Annotated in this window: 21 protein-coding genes and 1 tRNA gene; 9 read left to right on the top strand and 13 right to left on the bottom strand. The window is 61.9% G+C overall.

The features are described 5' to 3' along the window. Positions 1-68: 68 nt before the first annotated feature. Positions 69-992 carry an ABC transporter ATP-binding protein gene (locus QMG79_RS11795; protein ID WP_283538805.1) on the top strand — a complete coding sequence of 308 codons (924 nt, stop codon included), beginning with the start codon at positions 69-71 and terminating at the stop codon, positions 990-992. Then, positions 989-1,786, top strand: coding sequence for an ABC transporter permease subunit (locus QMG79_RS11790; RefSeq protein ID WP_283538804.1), 798 nt, complete (start codon positions 989-991; stop codon positions 1,784-1,786). The genes QMG79_RS11795 and QMG79_RS11790 overlap by 4 nt, the downstream gene beginning before the upstream one ends. On the opposite strand, the gene QMG79_RS11785 is transcribed toward QMG79_RS11790, so the two are convergent. From QMG79_RS11785 to QMG79_RS11775, 3 genes are all read right to left on the bottom strand, one after another. After that, entirely contained in the window at positions 1,783-2,337 is a 555-nt protein-coding gene (locus tag QMG79_RS11785; RefSeq protein WP_283538803.1) for an acyl-CoA thioesterase, read from the bottom strand. The genes QMG79_RS11790 and QMG79_RS11785 overlap by 4 nt on opposite strands. A gap of 99 nt (positions 2,338-2,436) precedes the next feature. Continuing rightward, positions 2,437-2,518: transfer RNA gene (locus tag QMG79_RS11780), tRNA-Tyr, on the bottom strand. Positions 2,519-2,668: 150 nt separating this feature from the next. Then, a complete protein-coding gene (locus tag QMG79_RS11775) occupies positions 2,669-2,914 on the bottom strand; it encodes a hypothetical protein (protein ID WP_283538802.1) in 246 nt (81 codons plus the stop codon). A gap of 182 nt (positions 2,915-3,096) precedes the next feature. Here QMG79_RS11775 and QMG79_RS11770 point away from each other — a divergent pair, with 182 nt between their 5' ends. Then, positions 3,097-3,588, top strand: a complete 492-nt coding sequence (locus QMG79_RS11770; RefSeq protein ID WP_283538801.1) for a YajQ family cyclic di-GMP-binding protein — start codon at positions 3,097-3,099, stop codon at positions 3,586-3,588. A 30-nt stretch (positions 3,589-3,618) separates the two neighbouring features. Here QMG79_RS11770 and htpX read toward each other — a convergent pair whose 3' ends face one another. After that, positions 3,619-4,485 (bottom strand): zinc metalloprotease HtpX, encoded by an 867-nt coding sequence (gene htpX / locus QMG79_RS11765; protein WP_283538800.1) that lies wholly within the window; start codon positions 4,483-4,485, stop codon positions 3,619-3,621. A gap of 189 nt (positions 4,486-4,674) precedes the next feature. On the opposite strand from htpX, the gene QMG79_RS11760 reads away from it, so the two are divergent. The 4 genes from QMG79_RS11760 to QMG79_RS11745 all read left to right on the top strand — a co-directional run bounded on the left by QMG79_RS11760 (position 4,675) and on the right by QMG79_RS11745 (position 8,257). Continuing rightward, a complete protein-coding gene (locus QMG79_RS11760; protein ID WP_283538799.1) occupies positions 4,675-5,391 on the top strand; it encodes a hypothetical protein in 717 nt (238 codons plus the stop codon). A gap of 30 nt (positions 5,392-5,421) precedes the next feature. After that, on the top strand, positions 5,422-5,892 hold the full coding sequence (locus QMG79_RS11755; RefSeq protein WP_283538798.1) for a Fur family transcriptional regulator: 471 nt from the start codon (positions 5,422-5,424) through the stop codon (positions 5,890-5,892). Between the two features lie 18 nt (positions 5,893-5,910). Then, positions 5,911-7,392, top strand: coding sequence for a catalase (locus QMG79_RS11750; protein WP_283538797.1), 1,482 nt, complete (start codon positions 5,911-5,913; stop codon positions 7,390-7,392). Between the two features lie 211 nt (positions 7,393-7,603). Further along, a complete protein-coding gene (locus tag QMG79_RS11745) occupies positions 7,604-8,257 on the top strand; it encodes a DUF2461 family protein (protein ID WP_283538796.1) in 654 nt (217 codons plus the stop codon). A 49-nt stretch (positions 8,258-8,306) separates the two neighbouring features. Here QMG79_RS11745 and QMG79_RS11740 read toward each other — a convergent pair whose 3' ends face one another. The 7 genes from QMG79_RS11740 to QMG79_RS11710 all read right to left on the bottom strand — a co-directional run bounded on the left by QMG79_RS11740 (position 8,307) and on the right by QMG79_RS11710 (position 17,206). Beyond that, the gene (locus QMG79_RS11740; RefSeq protein WP_283538795.1) at positions 8,307-9,827 is read right to left on the bottom strand and encodes an APC family permease; all 1,521 of its coding nucleotides are present in this window, start codon (positions 9,825-9,827) and stop codon (positions 8,307-8,309) included. Positions 9,828-9,956: 129 nt separating this feature from the next. Further along, positions 9,957-10,367: a DUF779 domain-containing protein gene (locus QMG79_RS11735; protein ID WP_283538794.1), complete on the bottom strand. Its 411-nt coding sequence runs from the start codon at positions 10,365-10,367 to the stop codon at positions 9,957-9,959. 15 nt (positions 10,368-10,382) lie between these two features. Further along, entirely contained in the window at positions 10,383-11,408 is a 1,026-nt protein-coding gene (adhP, locus tag QMG79_RS11730) for an alcohol dehydrogenase AdhP (protein ID WP_283538793.1), read from the bottom strand. A 139-nt stretch (positions 11,409-11,547) separates the two neighbouring features. After that, positions 11,548-13,071, bottom strand: a complete 1,524-nt coding sequence (gene exaC / locus QMG79_RS11725) for an acetaldehyde dehydrogenase ExaC (protein WP_283538792.1) — start codon at positions 13,069-13,071, stop codon at positions 11,548-11,550. A 120-nt stretch (positions 13,072-13,191) separates the two neighbouring features. Continuing rightward, on the bottom strand, positions 13,192-14,529 hold the full coding sequence (locus QMG79_RS11720) for a helix-turn-helix domain-containing protein (protein ID WP_283538791.1): 1,338 nt from the start codon (positions 14,527-14,529) through the stop codon (positions 13,192-13,194). 129 nt (positions 14,530-14,658) lie between these two features. Continuing rightward, positions 14,659-16,122 carry an FAD-dependent oxidoreductase gene (locus QMG79_RS11715; RefSeq protein WP_283538790.1) on the bottom strand — a complete coding sequence of 488 codons (1,464 nt, stop codon included), beginning with the start codon at positions 16,120-16,122 and terminating at the stop codon, positions 14,659-14,661. Between the two features lie 85 nt (positions 16,123-16,207). Then, positions 16,208-17,206 carry a DNA topoisomerase IB gene (locus tag QMG79_RS11710; RefSeq protein ID WP_283538789.1) on the bottom strand — a complete coding sequence of 333 codons (999 nt, stop codon included), beginning with the start codon at positions 17,204-17,206 and terminating at the stop codon, positions 16,208-16,210. 181 nt (positions 17,207-17,387) lie between these two features. On the opposite strand from QMG79_RS11710, the gene rarD reads away from it, so the two are divergent. Continuing rightward, entirely contained in the window at positions 17,388-18,419 is a 1,032-nt protein-coding gene (gene rarD, locus QMG79_RS11705; protein WP_283538788.1) for an EamA family transporter RarD, read from the top strand. Positions 18,420-18,437: 18 nt separating this feature from the next. On the opposite strand, the gene gabT is transcribed toward rarD, so the two are convergent. Both gabT and QMG79_RS11695 read right to left on the bottom strand, forming a co-directional pair. Next, a complete protein-coding gene (gabT, locus tag QMG79_RS11700) occupies positions 18,438-19,811 on the bottom strand; it encodes a 4-aminobutyrate--2-oxoglutarate transaminase (protein ID WP_283538787.1) in 1,374 nt (457 codons plus the stop codon). Positions 19,812-19,875: 64 nt separating this feature from the next. Beyond that, positions 19,876-21,306, bottom strand: a complete 1,431-nt coding sequence (locus tag QMG79_RS11695; protein WP_283538786.1) for a gamma-aminobutyraldehyde dehydrogenase — start codon at positions 21,304-21,306, stop codon at positions 19,876-19,878. Positions 21,307-21,463: 157 nt separating this feature from the next. On the opposite strand from QMG79_RS11695, the gene QMG79_RS11690 reads away from it, so the two are divergent. Then, positions 21,464-22,918, top strand: a complete 1,455-nt coding sequence (locus QMG79_RS11690; protein ID WP_283538785.1) for a PucR family transcriptional regulator — start codon at positions 21,464-21,466, stop codon at positions 22,916-22,918. Positions 22,919-22,968 lie beyond the last annotated feature (50 nt).

The following is a 22,968-nucleotide window of genomic DNA, read 5'->3' as shown; positions in this document are numbered from 1 at the left end:
GTATACACAGGCACCACTGAGGCTTACGCTGAACATCATCAGCACAAACCAGCAGGGCGGGTGGGGCCATGGATGCAGTGATCTCGGTGCAGTCGTTGACCAAGGTCTTTGGCAGCCGGGAAGTACTCCACGGAGTCGACCTGACAGTCCGCGCGGGGTCGGTGTACGGGGTAATCGGACCCAATGGCAGTGGCAAGACCACCACCATGCGCTGCCTGTTGGACATCATCAGGCCCACCAGTGGCCAGGTGAGGGTACTGGGCCAGGATCCCCGCCAGGGTGGGCCTGCGCTGCGGCGCCGTATTGGTTACCTTCCCGGCGAGCTTTTCCTGGCGGGCCGGGTAACCGGCCGGCAGCTGCTGGCGCGCTATGAAGACATCAGCGGCCCCGTTGAACCGGGCCGCATTGGGGAACTGGCTGAGCGTTTGGGGCTCGATCTTGACCGCCATGCCCGCAAGCTGTCCAAGGGGAACAGGCAGAAGCTTGGCCTGGTCCAGGCGTTCATGCACCAGCCAGACGTATTGCTCCTCGACGAACCCACCAGTGGGCTGGACCCGCTTGTGCAGCAGGAATTCCACAGCATGGTCCACGAGGCCAGCATCAACGGGCAGACCATCTTCCTCAGCTCGCACGTCCTCAGCGAAATCCAGCAGACCGCTGACACAGGGGCCATCCTTCGAGATGGGCGGATCATCGCAGAACAGTCCATGGAGGCCCTCCGAACAAGCGCAGTGCGCCGCGTCCGGTTGGGTGCATCGAAGATCACTGCTGGCGACGCCGTCGCCCGGCTCTTGGCAGTTCCCGGACTGGGGCAGGTCGAGGCAGTAGCGTCCGACGGCGGCGTGACGCTGACCGCCACACTGGAGGGAGCTGTGCAACCACTGGTCCGTGCCCTCGGTTCGCTTGAGCTCACCGACCTTGTGATCGAGGAGCCGGATCTGGAGCAGTCCGTGCTGGCGCTCTACTCCGAGCACCAGGCGGACCCGACGTGATCCGGCTACCGCTTTTCCGCCGGGCACTTGGTGATTCCTGGCGGTCCACCCTGGCCTGGGGCCTTGGCTTGGCCGCGGCAGCTTTTTTATACCTTCCGCTGTACCCCTCCCTTGGCGGCAGTACCCAGATGCAGGACTTGATCAGCTCCCTGCCTGCTGAAATGACAAAAGCGCTGAACTACGACCAGATTGCCACCGGGCCCGGCTACACGCAGGCAACGCTGTTTGGCCTGATCGGCTTTCTGCTGATGGCAATCGCCAGTGTCGCATGGGGCGCGGCGGCTGTGGGCGCCGATGAGGAATCCGGCCAGCTGGAATTGACCCTCGCCCATGGCGTTCGGCGGGTCCAGGTGGTCTTTGAGCGGTCGCTGGCGATGACTCTCCGAATAGTACTGCTCTCCCTGGTGCTGCTGACTTTGGTGCTGGCCCTGAACGGTCCGGCACAGCTGGGGATCGCCCCCTCCCATGCCGTGGGTGCGGCAACCCTGTTCGCCGGGTTGGCCCTGGTCAGCGGAAGCGCGGCCCTCTGCGCTGGGGCCATCAGCGGACGCCGTTCCGTGGGACTCGCCGCTGGCGGCGCGGTTGCTGTGCTCAGCTACGTCAGCAATGCTGTGGGGCGCCAGTCCCCGGATCTGGCATGGCTCTTGGACGTCAGCCCCTATACCTGGGCCTACGCGAATTCGCCGTTAGCCAACGGCGCCAACTGGGCAGCGGTGGGATGGCTCTGGGGAATCTCCGGTGCGCTAGTGGCGGTGGCTGCCATCGCGCTTGAGCAACGTGACGTGGGCGTCTAGGACCGGCTGCCCCACAGGTGCGGAGCGGGCCGGCGCGCCCCGGGCAGGGCGTTGTTTTCCCGCCAGGCATGGATCCACTCCGGCAACTCAAGCTCCGCCGGCGGAGTTCCCAATTCGGCAATGATGGCGTCCTGGCTCACCGGCTTGCCCTTGTGGACCAACCTGGTTGCAATGAAGGCACGGGCGTAGATTTCGCCATCCACCACCATCCGCTGCTCGCTGTAGATGGCTTTCTCGTCGAGACCAATGATCTTTGTTTCGATGCTGTACTTCTGCCACAGCTTCAGCGACTTGCGGAAGGCAATGGTTTCCGCCGCGACGACCGGGCCCCATGAGCGCTGCCGCATCCGCGTCCACATTCCGCTACGGATGAGGAGGTCAAACCGGCCGAGGTCCATGAGGGCCAGATACATTCCATTGTTTACGTGCAGGGCAATGTCAATGTCCGTGGGAAGCACCCGAAGTGTGAGTGATGACGTGTCCCAGGCAGTCAGTGGCGGACGCCGCCTCGAGGTGACAAGCAGGATCAGGGTTCGCAGAAGCAGGTGCATGCCGCCATGTTACCGCTGGGTAACCTGCGTGGGAAGGAAGGCCCGGGATCTTACAGAAATACCCCCGGAACCAGCTGGTTCCGGGGGTATTTCCTTGGGTGGCAGATACTGGATTCGAACCAGTGAAGGCTACGCCAGCTGATTTACAGTCAGCCCCCTTTGGCCGCTCGGGTAATCTGCCGAACTTCAAAAGAAGATCACCTGCTGCTCCGTCTGAAAAACACTCCGTTTCCGGACCGTTTCACTTCCGTGAACCGCGGGCAAAACAACTTTACAGAATTTCCGCCCAAGAATCGAATCGGGGCAGGGCTGCTGGGAAACGACCCCCAGGTCACGCCTCACCGTAGATTTGGCCGGCCATTTTCTGCTCAAAACTCTGTGCCTGCTCCAGCGTCAGCTGGTTCAGCTGCACGGCACGCATGAGGTCCTGGTGCACACCATCCATCCGGGACGAGGCATTGGGTACAGGGCTCAGAATCACAGAAGCCGCCACAGCCGCCGCTGTGACAGCTGTTGCGATGGCCCCGGCCGCCACGGTGGTGCTGCGGGTGACGTAGCGGGTGGTCTTGTTGCTCATGCTGCTCTCCTGAATAGAACTCCTGCTCCAGTCAACTGTGCAGCTCCCAGCTTGATTCCCGCAGTGGCCCGGCTGTCAGTGAGCTGTGAAGAAGGCGCCCTACAGGCTTCCGTTCCCACGCATCCGTATTAGTGTTGAAGCCAGCGAAACCGGGCCCACGGTCCATCAACCCAAGGAGTGACATGGCAGGCGAGTCCACGTTCGACGTCGTAAGCAAAGTAGACAAGCAGGAGGTTGCCAACGCCCTGAACCAGGCGCAGAAGGAACTCGTCCAGCGGTACGACTTTAAGGGAGTTGGCGCTGAAGTGGACTTCAGCGGCGAAAAGATCCTGATGAAAGCCAATTCCGAGGAGCGCGTCCTCGCCGTATTGGATGTCCTGCAGTCCAAGTTGATCCGGCGCGGCATCTCCCTGAAATCCCTGGATACTGGCGAGCCCTACCCCTCCGGCAAGGAGTTCCGTCTGGAATCCACCATCAAGGAAGGCATCGCACAGGACCTCGCCAAGAAGATCAACAAGATCATCCGGGACGAGGCCCCCAAGACCGTCAAGTCCCAGATCCAGGGCGACGAACTGCGCGTTACCTCCAAGTCGCGCGATGACCTGCAGGCCACCATGACCCTGCTCAAGGACTTCGACGAAGCTGACCTGCAGTTCGTGAACTTCCGCAGCTAGGCCGTGCCCACTGCTGGTAGCGGATGGCGGCTAGCGCCGGGGCGGCCCCGCCATCTGTTCCAGCCGGGAAATTCGCTCCTGCATGGGCGGGTGGGTCGAGAAGAGCTTTGCCATGCCGCCTCCCTTAAAGGGATTGGCAATCATCAGGTGCGAAGAGTTGACCAGGTCTTGCCGGCGCGGGAGCGGCTGAAGCGCAACACCGTGTTCGATCCGGCGCAGGGCTGACGCCAACGCCAAAGGGTCTCCCGTGAGCTTGGCGCCGTCCTCATCCGCGTCATATTCCCGGGTCCGCGAAATGGCCATCTGGACCAGAGATGCGGCAAACGGCGCCAGCAGCGCTGTGGCAATGACGGCAAGGGGATTGGGACTGTTGCGGCTCCCGCCAAAAAACAGGAACATCTGGCCCACGGAAGTAATGACGCCGGCGACGGCGGCCGCCACGGAGGAGGTCAGGATGTCCCGGTTGTAGACGTGCATCAACTCGTGGCCGAGGACCCCCCGCAGCTCACGGTCATCCAGAAGGTCGAGAATCCCCTGCGTGCAACAGACGGCGGCATTGCGGGGATTCCGACCCGTGGCGAACGCGTTGGGCGTGGCGGTGGGTGAAATAAAAATTCGCGGCATGGGCTGGTTGGCGCGCTGGCTCAACTCGCGGACCTGGTGATGCAAGTGCGGGGCATCCGCTGCGGACACCTGGTAGGCCTGCATGGACCGGATAGCGATCTTGTCACTGTTCCAGTACCCGTACGCGGTGGTTCCAACACCCACCAGCGCCATGATCAGCACGGGCGTTGCACTTCTGGTTCCGAGCCCAATAAGGCCGCCCAAGATCAGGAGGACTGCCCAGAGAGCGCCAAACAGCGCGGCTGTTTTTAAGCCATTATGATGCCGATGCACAGTGCCTCCGGAAGGTGGATTAAAGGGCTCCCTTCCAAGGGTAGCGGCCCAGGCCAGTGACAAACCAGTAGCCGCTCACGCCCGCGGCGCTACCACCTACCACCGGCACCTGGAGCGTATTCTCGGGCAGGGAAAGGGGACACGATGGAGCTCACCAGGAGACTGCTTTTTAGGTCTGAATTATGGGAAGTGGCCAGGCCACGAATTCCGCTGACCCTAGGACACCTGGTGGTCCGGCTTGCGGACCCCGCCGCAGCCCTCACGCCCGAATCTGCTTCTGACTGCCTGCGCTGCCATCATGCCGCCAGGTCAGCACTCCGGCAGGCCCTGGGCGCAACAGCCATCCCCGTCCAGTTTGCCTATCAGTGGCATCCCCTGGGCGACGCCATCGGCGAGCCTGCGCCGGAATCGTCCACGCCGACTTTTCACCTCTTCGCCCGGTGGCCAGGCGAAAGAACCTCTCCGGGGCGCCAACTCAACCAGCCAGCACACCACCGGGTACCGCCCCCGGAATCCGAGCTGGCAAAGCTCGACGCGGAACTGCGGTCAGGCATGCAGCGCGCCGCAGCGTCCTTCCAGGCGGACAGGCGGATACCTGGAGCGGCGTCAAAGGTCCACATCCGGACGGCAATCGATCCACACGGAGCGCACCACACGCTGACGTGGCCCACCCTTTGCGGCGCCGACCTCACAGGACTGGCACCAGACGATTTACTGTCTATGGCCACCGAGCTTCAACTCCTGTCCGATCAGCCCGCCGTCACGGGCTTGACCTGCCTGCTGCCAGAGGCCGCAGAATCTTCCGAATCCTTGGCACTGCACGCCGTGGCGCGCCGGGCCGGCGAGAGCGTTAATCCCCTGCTCCACCTCATGGACCAGCCAGAAGTTAGCCGAGCCTTATTGTGATGTATTCATAATAAGTGGTTGAATACAGTTATGTCAGAACAGCTTGCAGGCCAGGACGCTTGGGCCTCCGCCCTGCGCACCCACGGTCGCAGGGTGACACGGCAACGCCTGGCGGTCCTCACCGCCGTCGAACATCACCCGCACTCTCCGGCAGAGAGTATCCTGATCGCAGCCCGGCAAGAACTCCCCGACCTTACGGCCCAGTCCGTGTACGTAGTTCTCGGGGACCTTACCGACTTGCAGATGCTCCGCAGGTTCGAGCCTCCCCACTCCCCCGCGCTCTACGAAACCAGGGTGGGCGACAATCACCATCACGCCATCTGTTCACAGTGTGGACTGGTTGAAGATGTAGAGTGCGCCGTAGGTCACGCCCCATGCCTGACCCCCCACTGGAATGAAAACACCAGACCCATGGCGATCCAGATCGCGGACGTTATGTATCAGGGCATCTGCCAGGACTGCCAGCAAATCACCGAACTTTCCCCCGTCATCCTCAAGTAATCGAGAACTAGGAGAATCATGACTGCAATTTCAACAACCCAGTCAGGTGCCCCCGTCACCTCTGACGAACATTCACAGGCAACTGGTGCCGATGGCGCCATCATCCTGACGGACCACTACCTCATTGAGAAGCTGGCCCAGTTCAACCGCGAGCGGGTCCCGGAGCGGGTGGTGCACGCCAAGGGCGGCGGCGCTTTCGGCAAATTCACGGTCACCGAAGACATCAGCAAGTACACCAAGGCTGCTTTCCTGCAGCCGGGCGTCGACACCGAGATGCTGATCCGGTTCTCCTCCGTTGCCGGCGAGAGCGGATCGCCCGATACCTGGCGCGATCCCCGCGGCTTCTCCGTGAAGTTCTACACCACAGAGGGCAACTATGACCTCGTGGGAAACAACACCCCGGTGTTCTTCATCCGCGACGGCATCAAGTTCCCCGATTTCATCCACTCCCAGAAGCGCCTTCCTGGTACACACCTCCGTGACGCTGACATGCAATGGGACTTCTGGACGCTGTCACCGGAATCCGCGCACCAAGTGACCTGGCTGATGGGAGACCGTGGCCTGCCGTCGTCGTTCCGCGAGATGCAGGGCTACGGTTCGCACACCTACCAGTGGATCAACGCCGAGGGCGAGCGCTTTTGGGTCAAGTACCACTTCCAGTCCAACCAGGGTGTCCACAGCCTCTCCGGCGAGCGGGCCGAAGAGCTCGCAGGCTCCGATGGGGACTACTACATCCGCGACCTGCAGGAAAACATTGCCGACGGTAACTTCCCGTCCTGGGACCTGCACGTCCAGGTCATGCCGTACGAGGATGCGAAGACCTACCGGTTCAACCCCTTCGACCTGACCAAGGTGTGGCCGCACAGCGACTACCCGCTGATCAAGGTTGGCACCATGGAGCTGAACCGGAACCCGGAGAACTACTTCGCACAGATCGAGCAGGCCACGTTTGCGCCGTCGAACTTCGTTCCGGGCATCGCCGCCTCACCCGACAAGATGCTGCAGGCCCGTATCTTCTCCTACGCGGACGCACACCGTTACCGCGTGGGCACAAACCACGCGCAGATGCCCGTGAACCGGCCCATCAATGAGGTCAACAACTACAGCCAGGACGGCGCGGCCCGCTACCACTTCAACGCGCCTTCGGTTCCTGTCTACGCACCCAACTCCATGGGTGGGCCAGCAGCCGTTGAGCCGCAGAACCCGGCCGGCGGCTGGGAGAACGACGGCGAACTGACGCTCTCCGCACACAGCCTGCACGCTGAGGACGACGATTTCGGCCAGGCTGGCTCACTGTACCGCGAGGTCTTCGACGACGGTGCCAAGGCCCGGATCCTCGAAACCCTTACCGGTGCGGTCGGCGGTGTCAAGAGCCCCGAGATCAAAGAGCGTGCCATCGCCTACTGGACCAACGTTGACGCCGACCTCGGCGCCAAGCTTCGCGCCAACTTGGGCGCAGGCCAGCAGCAGTCGGACGCCGAGGCAGCCAACAAGGTCTAATTTGGCTCCTTCCGTGTTGCCGGAGCCTCGTCACGAAGTTCCTAACACGTAAAAACCCACACAGAGAAGGGCACCCCACGTTGGTGGGGTGCCCTTCGTGTGTTAACGACTCGTGCAGTCAGGATTCTGGCCCATCCTCCCGGCACAAGAGTTTTCCACATGCGCCCCTGGCGGGGTGATGACCTGCTCGCAATATCCCTAGTGTCGAGGCATGGATACACCACCACAGGCTGGCAGCTCCACCGGGATCGGGCCAGCGGCGTTTGCGTTCTATCGAGAACTTGAGCTCAACAATGACCGCTCCTGGTGGTCCAAACATGCTGGCGACCATGACCGCCACGTCAAGGTTCCGCTCCAGGAAATGCTGGCGGTGCTTGAGCCCAGCTTCGGCCCAGCAGTCATTTTCCGGCCCTACCGGGACGCCCGCTTTCTCCGTGGTGGCCCACCCCTGAAGACGCAGCAGAGCGGGTTTGTTCCTGCCAGCGGGAACATCGGCTTTTACCTGCATGTCAGCGGAGCTGGCGTGTCCCTGGAAGCGGGCTGCCGCTCCTTCACTCCATTCCAGCTAGCCCGGTACCGTGATGCCTGCGATGCAACCGGCAGTGGATCCTCCCTGGCCCGGCTGCTTGATTTACTGCAAGAAGCTGGTTGGGAACTGCTTGGCCGTCAGCTCCAGGGGGTTCCGCGCATATTCAGCACGTTTCATCCGCGCGCTGAACTTCTGCGTCATACTTCCCTGAGCGTGCGGCGTAACCTCGGCGAGCCTTCCTTTCTTAGCGGCCCAGAAGCTGTTCAGCATGTTACGGCGCTCTGGAATCAGGCGAGGCCCTTGGTGGCCTGGCTGGGCCGCAGCGCCGCCCCGTGACAGCCGGGATCACGGGGCAGGCTACCCGGCGCTGGCTCCAGGGCGCTTGCTATACCTGCGTGCTGGCTGACTCGCCGTTGACTGCTGCCCGAGCTTCCGTAAAGCGATCGTTGAGCCGCGAATGACGTTGTCCATAGGAGAAATAGATAACGACCCCGATCACCAGCCAAACAGCGAAGAAGATCCAGGTCTCAACGGCCAGGTTGGTCATGAGGTAGAGGCACAGCACAGCAGAGACAACCGGCAGGACTTTGCCAAAAGGAACGCGGAACGCTGGCTTGAGGTCCGGACGCTTTCGCCGCAGGACAAGAATGCCAAGGCTCACCATGACAAAAGCGGAGAGCGTCCCAATGTTGATCATTTCCTCGAGCAGGTCAACATTGGTAAGCCCTGCCACCACAGCGACGGCGCTGCCGCAGATGATCTGAAGGCGAACCGGAGTCGATCGCTTCTCACTGGTCTTGGACAATGATCTCGGGAGAAGCCCATCACGGCTCATGGCCAGGACCACCCTCGAGAGGCCCATCAGCAGGACCATGATCACGGTTGTCAGGCCAATCAGGGAACCAATGGCAATGACCTTGGCGGCAGTGGTGTTTCCGACCGCCTCGAAAGCCGTGGTGAGGGTCGGGTTCTCGGCCTCAGCCAGGGTGCCGTAGGACACCATGCCCGTGAGCGCCAGCGAAACCAGGATATAGAGCACCGTGACCAGGGCCAGGCCGCCGAAAATACCGCGAGGAAGGGTCTTCTGCGGGTTCTTGACTTCTTCAGCGGAGGTCGCGACAACGTCGAAGCCGATGAAGGCGAAGAACACCAGCGCGGCTCCGGCAAAGATGCCGAGCGTCCCATACTGCGCCGGTTCAGCCCCGGTCATGAAACCAAAAAGCGACTGCTTGAGCTGATCGGCGTTTCCCGTGGACTCCGTAGGCTGGGATGCCGGGATAAATGGCGAATAGTTCTCGGCCTTGACATAGGTAAACCCGATGACGATGACAAACAGGACCACACAGATCTTAATAATCGTGAAGACGTTACCCACCCGGGCCGAAAGCTTGGTGCCAAGCACCAGGAGGACAGTGAAGATCGCAACGATCAGAAACGCTCCCCAGTAGAGATCAACGCCACCAAGGGAGATTGCGGCCGGCACATCCAGGCCGGTAAGCGCGAAAACATTACTCAGGTAGATACCCCAGTACTTGGCAATAACTGCCGCAGCAGTGAACAGCTCCAAGATCAGGTTCCAGCCAATGATCCAGGCGAGAAGTTCCCCCATGGTGGCGTACGTGAACACATAGGCGGAACCTGCCACCGGAATGGCCGTGGCGAATTCGGCGTAACACATGATAGCCAGTGCACAGGTGCCGGCAGCAATGGCAAACGAAACGGTGACAGCAGGGCCAGAGAAGTTCGCAGCTGCTTTGGCACCGACGGAGAAGATGCCCGCACCTACGGCGACAGCGACCCCCATGATCATCAGGTCCCACGTACTCAACGACCGTTTGAGTTTCCTTCCGGGTTCGTCGGCATCAGCGATGGACTGCTCAATGGATTTTGTCCGGAGAAGATTCATGGGGGTCTGCAATCTGAATGAGAAGAAAAATGACGTATTAACACTAGGTTCCATCCACTAGACGGTCATATTAATCTCACATACTGAGACCGTCCAGCAGTTTCCTGCAGGACGGTCTCAGCCACAGCCTCAGACGGGCCAGTCCATCAGCGTTGACCGGATCAGGAACCGCTTACCCTCGGGCGCTTCCACGGAAAAGCCGCTTCCCCGGCCCTGGACCACGTCGATCATGAGGTGGGTGTGGCTCCAGTAGGCGAACTGCTCCCGCGACATCCAGAAATCCAGAGGCATCTCGGGAGCACCCTCAGGAGCCAGATCGAAGCGCCCCAGAAGCACATCGGAGTCGCCGGTGAGGAACTCCCCCGCCGGAAAACACATGGGGGACGATCCATCGCAGCAGCCGCCGCTCTGATGAAACATCAGCGGGCCGTGGACCTGCCAAAGTTTGAGCAGCAGCTCCACAGCCTCCCCGGAAAGGCTGACCCGTGAAAAATCCTCACCGGGTACCGTGATGGCGGCGTTGAGCTTTGCCTCTACCATTGCTGTTCCTTTCGTTCAGTACCTGATAACAACCCGGCCATCGATCTTGGCATGCTTCATCTCGTCGAATACGGCGTTGACCTCGGAGAGCTCGCGCGTGGACACCGTGGGGTGGATCTTTCCCTGGGCGTAGAAGTCCAGGGCTTCCGCAAGGTCCTGGCGCGTCCCCACAATCGACCCTCGGACTGTCAGCCCCTTGAGGACAATCTCGAAGATAGGTGCCGGGAAGTCCCCGGGCGGCAGGCCATTGAAGACGATGGTTCCGCCCCGGCGAGCCATTCCAATCGCTTGGCCAAACGCCGACGGGTGAACTGCCGTGACCAGCACTCCGTGACTGCCACCCGTTTCACGTTGAATAACTTCTGCGGGATCCTCATGCAGCGCATTGACTGTCACTTCCGCACCATGCTTCTTGGCGAGAGCCAGTTTGTCGTCGGCAATGTCCACAGCGGCGACCCGAAGTCCCATGGCAACGGCGTATTGCACAGCGATATGGCCGAGACCACCAATTCCGGAGATGGTGACCCATTGCCCAGGCCTCGCCTCCGTCATCTTGAGTCCCTTGTACACAGTCACCCCAGCGCAGAGAACCGGCGCAACCTCTACCGGATCAGAGCCTGCTGGAATGCGGGCGGCGAAGCGCGTATCAACGAGCATGTATTCGCCAAATGAGCCGTCTACGCTGTAGCCAGCATTAACCTGTTCCTCGCAGAGGGTTTCCCAGCCGGTCCGGCAATACTGGCAGTCTCCGCACGCGGACCACAGCCATGCGTTTCCGACAAGATCACCGACTGCCAGGTCTGTAACCTGGTCACCAAGCGCCACCACTTCCCCTACGCCCTCATGACCGGGTATGAATGGCGGCGTCGGCTTCACCGGCCAATCGCCCTCCGCAGCGTGGAGGTCCGTGTGGCATACCCCGGTGGTCAACACCTTGACCAGGGCCTGGCCAGGGCCGGGAACGGGTACCGGCACCGTCTGGAGCTGAAGGTCCTTACCAAATTCGGTGACTACTGCGGCCTGCATCATATTCGTGGACATGGCGAATTCCTCGCGTTATCAATCATTGATGGAGCAGTGCGGGTGCGCAGACCTGCGGACCTAAGCCAGCAAAAATGCACGCCGTGGAGCTGGCGGAGCTCATCGATTGCCGATTCGCTCCGCCAGCCCGGTGGGCGGCCTAGAAGAAGCCGAGCTTATTCTCGTTGTAGCTGACCAAGAGATTCTTGGTCTGCTGGTAGTGGTCCAGCATCATGGCGTGGTTCTCGCGGCCAATGCCGGAGGACTTGTAGCCGCCAAAGGCAGCACCGGCCGGGTACGCGTGGTAGTTGTTGATCCACACCCGGCCAGCCTGGATTTCACGCCCTGCGCGGTAGGCCACGTTGCCGTTGCGGGACCAGACGCCTGCGCCGAGGCCGTACAGGGTATCGTTGGCAATTCCCATGGCGTCGTTGTAGTCACTGAAGCGCGCCACTGACACTACGGGTCCGAAGATCTCCTCCTGGAAGATCCGCATCCGGTTGTGTCCTTCAAAAATAGTGGGCTGGACGTAGTAGCCGCCGGCCAGGTCTCCGGACATTTCCGCCCGGGCTCCGCCGGTAAGGGCCTTGGCACCCTCCTGCCGGCCAATGTCCAGGTAGGAGAGGATTTTCTCCAGCTGGTCGTTGGAGGCCTGGGCGCCCAGCTGTGTCTCGGTGTCCAGCGGATTACCCTGGATGATCTTCTCGGTCCTGGCAACGGCGTCGGCCATGAAGGAATCGTAGATGCCTTCCTGGACCAGCGCGCGGGACGGGCACGTGCAGACTTCGCCCTGGTTGAACGCGTACAGGGTGAATCCCTCGAGCGCCTTGTCGTAAAAAGCGTCGTTGGTATCGGCAACGTCGTTGAAGAAGATGTTGGGGCTCTTGCCGCCGAGTTCCAGGGTCACGGGGATCAGGTTCTGGCTGGCGTACTGGCTGATCAGGCGGCCCGTTGTGGTCTCGCCGGTGAAGGCGATCTTGCGGATCCGAGGGCTGGAAGCCAGGGGCTTCCCGGCCTCCACGCCGAATCCGTTGACCACGTTGATGACGCCAGCTGGCAGGAGATCACCGATGAGCTCCATCAACACCAGGATCGAACTTGGTGTCTGCTCGGCTGGTTTGAGGACGACGGCGTTACCAGCGGCGAGCGCGGGCGCCAGCTTCCACACGGCCATGAGGATGGGAAAGTTCCACGGAATGATCTGTCCCACCACGCCGAGCGGCTCGTGGAAGTGGTATGCAGTGGTGTCGTCATCCAGCTGGGATAGGCGGCCCTCCTGGGCTCGGACGACGCTGGCGAAATAACGGAAATGATCTGCCGCAAGGGGAATGTCTGCGGCAAGGGTTTCACGGACTGGTTTGCCGTTGTCCCAGCTTTCCGCCACGGCCAGCATTTCGAGGTTCTCGTCCATCCGGTCTGCAATCCGGTTCAGGACGGCGGCCCGCTCCGCCGCGGACGTCTTGCCCCAGGATGGGGCAATCTTGTGGGCTGCATCCAATGCGAGTTCAATGTCTTCGGCCGTCCCGCGGGCTACTTCGCAGAAAGCTTTGCCAGTGACAGGCGTGATGTTCTCGAAGTACTGGCCTTTGACGGGGGCAACCCATTCGCCGCCGATCCAGTTCTCGTAGCGGTCCTTGAAAGTGACTTTGGACCCGTCCGTACCGGGCTGTGCATAAACAGTCATAACTAGCTCCTTTGCTGTGCATGATCCTGACGTTCTCCGTCCACTCCAGACTAGGTACCGGGAGGTTGCAGCCACGTAGCACCGCTGGAACCAGGACGAAGGTTGCCCAACTGTGCCAGGTCAGGCGCTCTGGCCCGCTTCGATCTGCTCGATCTCATCCACAAGCAACGCCCGTCGGGGAGATCGTGGAGGCAGCAGTTTCAGGGCCGCAGTGCGGACGCCGACGTCGTCGCTGGCCTCCGGAAGCGCAGCGTACTGCAGGAGGGAGTCAACGCTGCCGTCGTTCATGACGGCGTCACGGAGCAGCAGGGACACTTTTCGGCGCAGGTCCACGACGCCTGGGGCCTCGGACTGCGGAAGAACGGCTCCCCGATAGATCTGGAGCGCAATTCGATGGGCCCCACGCTGGAGGCAACTCAGCACCTGGCCCGCGTCCGGAAGCAACTCCGTGGGCAGCCGGTACGGCCGCGATTCGGGAACCGAAGACGGGTCCAGGTCCGCGATCACTTTGCGCAGGCGGACCAATTCGGCGCGCAACGTGGTTACGGCACCTTCGCCCGGATACAGCAGGATACAGAGTTCGCTGGCGCTTAATCCTTCTGGGTGCAGGCTGAGCAGGGCCAGGATCTCGCTGTGCCGGGCGCTGAGGGTGATGGTCCGCCCTGCAATGCTCAGCAGGGCCTGGTCCCGGCCCAGAATCTGGAGACTGTTGCGGTACAGGGAGCTTCCCGCAACTGGCCGCAGTGGCCCGGAACTGCGCCGTCGCCTGGCAGGAATGCTGGCCGCACGCTCTAGCCGTTCCACCCGAAGCTGAGCCTGCGCAGCGGCCACAGTTGCCTGCACCAGCGACAACGTGTGCGGGGCCACCGCGGCTTCCTTTCCGGTAATATCGACCACTCCCAGCAGGGCTCCGGAATCGGGGTCGTGGAAAGGGACAGCAGTGCAGCTCCACGGATGCACGGCGCGCTGGTAGTGCTCAGCCCCCGAAATTTGGATGCCCCTGCCCAGGGCCAGTGCTGTCCCTGGGGCGCTTGTTCCCACCGTCGCCTCGGACCAGTCGGCGCCAGGAACAAACATCATCCCCTCTGCCCGTCGCTGGAGCTCCGGATCACCTTCCACCCAAAGAAGGCGCCCGACGTCGTCACCCACCGCCACCAGCAGGCCGCTGTCATGGCTGGGCTGCACCAGGAGCCGGTGAATGACAGGCATGATGGTGGCCAGGGGGTGATGGCGCCGGTACTCTTCGAGCTCTTCACCATCGAATGCCAGCGGCGCCTCACCACGATCAGGGTTGGCGTGCATCTGTGCAGACCGCACCCAGGAATCGCGGATCAGGCGTCGCAGTCCAGGAGTATGGTCCTCGCCTGGAAGAAAGCTCCCCAGCGCGCCGAGGGATTCGTGTCCTGCAAGCGCGCGGCGCTGCCGGAGTTCGGGGCTGTCCCCCGGACCTGCTGCCATTCTGTTCCCCATTGAACCCTCACTGACGGCCCCTGGCAGGCGGCGGCAAGCCACCCGGGACTGGCTTAGAGTCTAGCGCCGCCCACCCCCGGACAACAGTGCCGGCCATCAGTGTGCCCGGGTTCGACTCTAAGCGGGTGCTGGCAGTCCCCCAGGGGTGGCACGTGAAATGTGCAGCATGTCCTCCCGGGGCACGACTTTGACTCTTTCCCGAACCACACCGGCCTGTGGATTCTGGGCTGACCAGGAGACACCGAGTCCGGCCTCGTGGGCGTCGAGCCTGTTCCAGCCTTCCCAGGTGGTGTATTCGATGCCACGCCCTTCAAGCAGGGCAATGATGGCATCCGGATCAGGATTCGAGGCCCGTGGCAGAGTCAAGTGGTCTTCCAGCAGATAGCCAACAGTTTCCAGGGCATCACCCTTCGTGTGGCCAATCAACCCCACCGGCCCCCGCTTGATCCACCCCGTGGCGTAAATTCCCGGTACCGGTTGCCCGGCAGCGTCCAGGACCCGGCCACCATTGTTGGGAATGACACCCTTGGCGGGATCGAACTCCACCCCATCCAGGGCAGACCCGTGGTAACCGATAGCCCGATAGACCGCCTGGACCGGGTACTCCACCATCTCACCGGTGCCACGGACGTTCCCCGTCCCGTCCAACTCCATCCGTTCAAACCGGATACCGGCCACCGATCCTGGCGTGGCACCGTCGTCGTAAATCTCCACAGGGTTATGCAGGAAGTGCAGATGCAGGCGGCGGGATGCCGGCTGGTCGGACCCCGCGGCGTCCTCAACAAGCCAGTTGGTCAGCGTGGTAACCATGGTCTTGACCTGGTTGTTGCTGCGGATGGCTTCATCCGACGCCTTGTCGAATTCGAAGTCTTCCGGGTACAGGACAATATCCACGTCCTGCGCATGCGAGAGTTCGCGCAGCTCAAGTGGCGTGAACTTGACCTGGGCAGGTCCCCGGCGGCCAAAGATGTGAACGTCCGTAACGGGCGATCCCAGAAGATCCTGGTACACGTTGTCCGGGATCTCCGTGGCAAGAAGTTCCGCCGGGTGCTTGGCAAGCATCCTGGCAACATCCAGCGCCACATTGCCGTTGCCGATCACGGCGATCTCCTTGGCGTTCAGCGGCCACTGGCGGGGGACATCCGGGTGCCCGTCATACCAAGAGACGAAGTCAGCGGCACCAAAAGAACCTGCCAGGTTGATGCCCGGGATGGTGAGCGCGGCATCATGAATGGCCCCCGTGGAGAAAATAACTGCATCATAAAGGGCACGGATGTCATGCAGGGTGATATCGCGGCCGTACGTGACGTTGCCCAGGAAACGAATGTCTCCCCGGTCCAGAACCTTGTGCAGCGCCTTCATGATCCCCTTGATCCGTGGATGATCCGGTGCCACACCGTAACGGATCAGACCATACGGAGCCGGGTACGCCTCAAAAAGATCAATGCTTACTGCCAACCCACCGCCGGTAGCCTCGGCGGATTTCGTCAGGATATCCGCGGCGTAGACACCCGCAGGGCCGGCGCCAATGATGGCTACGCGCAGGGAGCGTTGTGGACTGGATTCGGCTGGTGTGGACATGGGAGCCCTTCTGCCTGGGATCGAGACGGCCGGCGGCTGACCGGCGTGCGAGTCTTTAGTCTAGGTCCGGACAGCCCCTGCGCGCCTATCCGTCGGTCTTCAGTGGGACAACTGCTCCTTCTCGATACAGCAGGGACCGGAGTTCCGATTCGGCAGCCTCGATACGTTGTGGGTCAATTGTCTCGCCCGCAAGAAAATGGTCCAGCACGCGCGGGTCCACGTAGCTTTTCCGGGCAATGCTGGGTGTATTGCCCAGCACCGCCGCAGCGTCCTGCATGGCGAGGGCAATGACATGTTTCCGCTGCCCCACTTTATTCTGCGGACCACTTTTAGCCAGGCTGACTGCCGCGGCGGCGGTGCCCCGCAGCGTGCGAAAATCCTTGGCTGTGAAGTCTCCGCCCGTGCGCTCCCTGACATAGGCGTTGATGTCTTGGCTGTTCACCGGATGCCAGGATCGACCCTCCTTGAAAGCCAGCAGCCTGGCCTGGCCGCCGCGGCGCTTCAGCGTCCGCACCAGATCGGCCAGATCAGCGTCATTGATCTCCGATTCCCAGTCCTTGCCACTCTTGGCCGGGAACCTCAACTCAATGGAGCCTGCCCTGACTTTCGCATGCGCGCACAGGAGTGTTGCAAGACCGTGGCTGCCGTTTTCATTGGTGTACCGTTCAGAGCCCACCCGCAGCGAACCACTGTCCAGCAACCGAAATGCCCCTGCCAGGATGCGCTCGCGGCTCACACCCTCTGACCGAAGGTCCCGGGTGACCAACCGGCGGGCTGTTGGGAGCGACTCTGCAAGCTGCAGGGCACGGTCAAACTTCACCCGGTCCTTCCGCTCCCGCCATTCTGGGTGGTAAATATACTGCCGCCTGCCCACAGCATCCAAGCCCGTCGCCTGAATGTGGCCATTTTCGAACGGAGCAATCCACACATCAGACCAGGCAGGAGGAATGCCGATCGATTCAAGCCGGTCCCGCACCTCACCCCTGGCGAGGGTGGAGCCGTCCAGGTCCCGGTAGCTGAAGCCGGTGCCAGCCGGAATCCGTTGATAACCGCGTCCCGAGGCATTGCTGCGTCGGAGCCTCACGTTTGCATCCCTGGACTGGTCGTTGGTGCCATAAAGCAAAGCATACTGACTTTTCGGAGCGCAGGCCGACCTCGCCTGTGCCCGCAGCACCAGCCCAGCCCACGCAGCTCCCCCGCCCCGAGGTGGCCCGCGCGTAGATCGCGCGCGGAATACAGTAGGCATCCACAGCGTTATAGGGGGCGTGCCCAGCCCAGACAGCTCCACCTCAGAAGCCCATGCCCCCTCGGTAGCCGTATCCGGTTCAGCAGGAACGACGTCGGAACTGAAGGCCGTTGACAAGGACACCAAAGCGGGGGTGGGCTTTGGAATTGGGGCCTACGGCCTATGGGGGCTGCTCCCGCTCTACTTCTTTATCCTGCAGCCAGCCGGATCTGTGGAGATTGTGGCCAACCGCGTGGTCTGGTCCTTGATCTTCTGCGCCGGGTTGCTGACGCTCACGCATTCATGGGGCGCCATGGCGAAGGCCTTCCGCGACCGCTCTGTGCTGGGAACCCTGGCACTGGCAGCAGGCCTGATCGCTGTGAACTGGCTGACATACACGTACGGTGTCACAACTGGCCAAGCAGTGGAGGCGGCCCTGGGCTACTTCATCAATCCGCTGGTTTCGGTGTTGCTGGGTGTCTTTGTCCTCAAAGAGAAACTCCGGCCCCTGCAATGGTCGGCCGTAGTGATTGGCTTCGTTGCGGTGGGAGTGCTTACCGTGTCCTATGGCAAGCTCCCATGGATTGCGCTGACCCTTGCCTTCAGCTTCGGCCTCTACGGATTTGTGAAAAAACGCGTGGGCCCCAAGGTGGATGCACTGACCAGCCTCAGCGTCGAGACAGTGGTCTTGGCTCCCCTAGCCGGGCTGACAATGATCGTCCTGGCAGTCAACGGCACTGCCACGCTGACCACCAACGGCACCGGGCACTTCTGGATCATGGCAGCCTCCGGCATCATCACAGCGGTTCCGCTGCTGCTCTTCGGTGCCTCTGCACGCAGGCTTCCCATGACCACGATCGGCCTGCTGCAGTACATTGCACCCATCCTGCAGTTCATTGTGGCCCTGGTGGTCTTCCGGGAAGACATGCCCGCCGAACGATGGATCGGATTCGGTATTGTCTGGCTGGCGCTGGTGGTCCTCACCGTTGACATGCTGGCTGTAACCCGACGCAACGCTGCCGTGAAAAGGGCAACAAAAAGGGCGGGCCAGCCGAAGCCGACCCGCCCCTAGGCGTCAATCAAAGAACCCTCAGGCGTGTGCCTTGATCGCTGAGGCAAGGACCTGCAGGCCGTCGACCAGGAGTTCATCGCTGATAACCAGCGGGGGCAGAAGGCGGATGACGTTGCCGTAGGTACCGCAGGTGAGGATGATGACACCCTCTTTGAGGCATGCGCCAGCAACGGCCTTTGTCAGCTCCGGATTGGGTTCCTTACTACCCGCGTGCACCAGCTCAATGGCCAGCATGGCCCCGCGCCCACGGATGTCACCAATCACCGAAGAGCCATCGGGACCGGCCAGCTCGGACTGCAGGTCACGCAGATGCCCTACGGCGAGCTCCTCGATATGCCGCGCCCTGCCATTGAGGTTGTGCTCTTCCATGGTTCCGATGGCTGCCAGCGCAGCTGCACAGGCCACCGGGTTGCCACCGTAGGTGCCACCGAGTCCACCGGGGTGGACTGCGTCAAGGAGATCGGCACGGCCGGTGATCGCGGAAAGTGGCAGGCCACCTGCAATTCCCTTGGCCATGGTGATGATGTCCGGCACAACGCCTTCATGGTTCACCGCGAACCACTCGCCGGTCCTGCAAAAACCTGACTGGACCTCGTCAGCAATAAGGACAACACCCTTGTCCTTGGCCCACGCAGCAAGCGCGGGAAGGAACCCGTCTGCGGGCACAATGAAGCCGCCCTCACCCTGGATGGGTTCGATGATGATGGCAGCAACCTGGTCGCCACCAATCTGCTTCTCGATCATGGTGATCACCCGCTTGGCAGCCTCGGCGCCAGTAATCTCGGGGTTTTCCTCGCGGTATGGGTAGCTCATGGGCATGCGGTACACCTCGGGCGCAAAAGGCCCAAAGTTGGTCTTGTAGGGCATGGCCTTGGCAGTGAGCGCCATGGTCAGGTTGGTGCGGCCGTGGTAGGCGTGGTCGAAGGCCACTACGGCGTCCCGTCCCGTGGCCAGGCGGGCCACCTTGACGGCGTTCTCTACTGCCTCCGCGCCGGAGTTGAAGAGCACTGTGCGCTTCTCGTGGTCCCCCGGTGTCAGGCGGTTAAGCTGCTCGGCGACGGCGACGTAGCCCTCATAGGGGGTCACCATGAAACATGTATGGGTGAAGTGCGAGACAGATTCCTGGACGGCCGCAACTACGGCCGGATCGGAGGCACCTACGCTGGTGACGGCAATGCCGGCGCCCAGGTCGATGAAGGAGTTCCCATCGACGTCCCTGACGATTCCGCCGTCGGCGTCCTCGACATACACCGGAACGCTGGAGGCGACGCCGGCAGCGACAACTGCCTTGCGGCGCTGGGTCAGCGCTTCGGATTTGGGCCCGGGGAACACGCCGTGGATGGCACGCTTCTGCTCCAGGCGGTAAGACAGTTCAGCTGCTGTGGCGGTCATGGTGTTTTTCCTTTGCGGTGCGTGCTGTTGCTGTTGCGTGATGGGGAGTTGACTCGTGAGTGAGTCAGGAATCGAGCGCGCTCATGACGTGCTTGATGCGGGTGTAGTCCTCGACGCCGTACATGGAGAGGTCCTTGCCGTAGCCGGAGTGCTTGAAGCCACCGTGGGGCATCTCAGCGGTCAGGATGATGTGGGTGTTGATCCAGACGGCACCAAAATCGAGGTCCCGGCTCATCCGCATGGCCGTGCCGTGATCGGTGGTCCACACGCTGGAGGCCAAGGCATATTCAACGTCGTTCGCGAGCTCAAGCGCCTCTGCCTCTGAAGAGAACTTCTGCACGGTGATGACCGGACCGAAGGTTTCCTGCTGGACAACATCGTCTTTCTGCCGGGCTCCGGTGATGATGGTGGGCTCGAAGAAGAAGCCCTTTTCACCAGCTTTGCGCCCACCCGTTGCAATGGTGCAGTGCTCAGGAAGTGCATCCACAACAGCCGTGACCGCATTGAAGTGGTTGATGTTGTTCAACGGACCGAAATAGTTCTCGGTATCGTCCTGCGACCCGGTATGCAGGGTTTTGGTGTGTTCCACCATGGCCGCGACCACCTCGTCGTGGACCGAATCTTCAACCAGGACGCGGGTGATTGCCGTGCAGTCCTGGCCGGCGTTGAAAAAGGAGAACTCGGCAATCGCTGCAGCGGTCTTCTTGAGGTCGGCATCCTTGAACACGATCGCGGGAGCTTTTCCGCCCAGTTCAAGGTGTGCCCGCTTGAGGCCCTTGGCCGCCCCGGAGGCGACGGCAATCCCAGCCCGGACCGAGCCAGTGATGGAAACAAGCCCGGGAACGGGATGCTCCACCATGAGCGATCCCGTGGAGCCGGTGCCCAGCACAACGTTCAGGACACCGGCCGGGAAAATTTCCCCTGCCAGGCGTGCCAGGACAAGCGTGGATTCAGGGGTTGTGTCCGAGGGCTTGAGGACAATCGTGTTCCCTGCCGCCAGTGCCGGTCCGATCTTCCAGATGGCCATCAGGAAAGGGTAGTTCCAGGGCGCCACCTGGGCCACTACACCAATCGGTTCGCGCCGGACGAAAGATGTGTGCCCCTCAACGTATTCGCCAGCAGATTTGCCTTCCATCAGGCGGGCTGCACCGGCAAAGAATCTCAGCTGGTCCGCACCGACAGCGACTTCCTCGGCAGCGATCAGGGACCTGACCTGGCCGGTGTTGCGGTGCTGGGCTTCTACCAGTTCATCGCTGTGTGACTCGACGGCGTCCGCCAGCTTGAGGAGCAGCAGTTGGCGCTCACCGGGAGTCGCCTTCTTCCAGGTTGCGAAAGCGGCTTTGGCGGCACTAATGGCATCGTCAACGTCGGAGGCAACCGACACGGGAGACGTGGCAACAACATCGCCGGTAGCGGGGTTGACGATCTCCAGGGTGTCTGTGCCAGCCGGGGTCACGAACTGGCCATTGATGAAGTTCTGCAAGGTCTGAACCACTGTGTACAACCTCTTTCCGTAGCGGCCCGGGCATGCCGGGCGTGGACGTGCAACTGCGGCCAGCCTATGCCAGCGCGTAGCCGCAAGGAATAGCCAGCTGCACACCAGCCGGCAAACTTTTTAGTGCGCTTGACCAAGCCGGGCTTATCCTTGCCTGATGGCTATTTCCCTGGCCGCCCTGGTGGCGGTGACGACGCTTAAGCTGCGAAAGTCCGGGGTCTCGGAAAGCACGTGGCACCACGACATCAAGTGGGTTGCCGTTGCCGAGCAGGAGGACCCCCAGCGTTTCCTCGACGGCGGCGAATTGGTCCTGACAACAGGAATGCGTCTGACCGGCGCCCCCGAGCAGCGGCGATTTGTCCGTCAGGTCCAGCGGGCCGGCGCAGTGGGCATTGGATTCGGCGTTGGGCTCAGCCACGATTCCGTCCCACCGGCACTGCTGGCGGAAGCCAACCGCTGGGGCCTTCCCGTGGTCGAAGTGCCCTATGAAACACCGTTCATCGCGATCAGCAAGCTCGTGGCAGATGCCCAGTCAGCTGACCACTACGGCAAATTGGAACGACTGATTGCTGGCCACCAGGTCCTGGCACGGGCCCTGCTGACAGGCGGTGGGCTCGGTGAACTCCTGAGGCACCTGGGTGGCATGCTTCGCACGGATGTGGCGCTGACGCAGTTCACGGCCCAGCTTTTCAGCACCGCCAGCACGCCACCATCGGCTGACTCCTGGGCCTCGTACCCTATCCCTACCGGACGCCGGGACGCCTGCACGCTGTGGATCCGGCTGCCTTTCGAGGACTCCGGCATTGTGGGGTACGCGCAGAACCTGATCAGCGTCGAGTTGAACAACATGGTCAGGCAGCGGCAATCGGAGCGGGCCCTCGCTGGCCAGGTCCTGGAGGACATCTTCCACGGCAGCCTTGAGCAGGCCGAAGCGCAGCGGCGATTAGCCGGAATCGGCGTCAACAGCACTCGTCGCAATGTGGCGTTACTGGCAGTCTCAGCTGCCCACCACAAAGCACTGGCCAGCGCTTCGGTCCCGCAATCCCTCGATGGTGCCGTGGCCGCCGTCGTGGGGAAGGACCTGGTGATCCTGGTGTCCGACGACGGCGCGTCAGCACCCGCGCTGGCACGCAACTTCAGCGATCACCTCGCTGAGGCCGGCATTCACGCGAGCGTTGGAATCGGTGGGGCGTACACCAAACCCAACGGCTTGCGCTGGAGCTACTTTGAGGCCCGTGATGCAGCCAGCCATGGACTTCCGGTCAATGAGCCCGAACGGTTGAGCCTGACATCGTTGCTGCTTGCAAGCGAGGACGTGCCATTGACGGACATGGCCAACGAATCCCTGGACCCGCTGCGGACTTTTGATGCCGCGCACGGCTCTGAGCTGCTGATCACGCTGGAAAGCTACCTCACCAACAATGGCTCTGTCGCTGCGGTGGCCGAGGCTCTGACCCTGCACCGGAACACTGTCCGTTACCGGCTTGCCCAGATCACCGAACTGACGGGCTATGACCCAGCCCAGACCCAGGATCGGGTACAGCTCTGGTTGGCCCTGGCCGTGCAGCGGCTCTCCGCCAGGCCCCATGCGCAGCATCGCGGTTCCCCCTGATTGTGGCCAGTCCAGCAGTTTTTTTCGCACCATTCCCATCCGTATCTCCC

The sequence above is a fragment of the Pseudarthrobacter sp. PS3-L1 genome, assembly GCF_030063285.1.
Taxonomy (GTDB): Bacteria; Actinomycetota; Actinomycetes; order Actinomycetales; family Micrococcaceae; genus Arthrobacter.
This window is presented reverse-complemented; position numbering and strand designations above follow the sequence as displayed.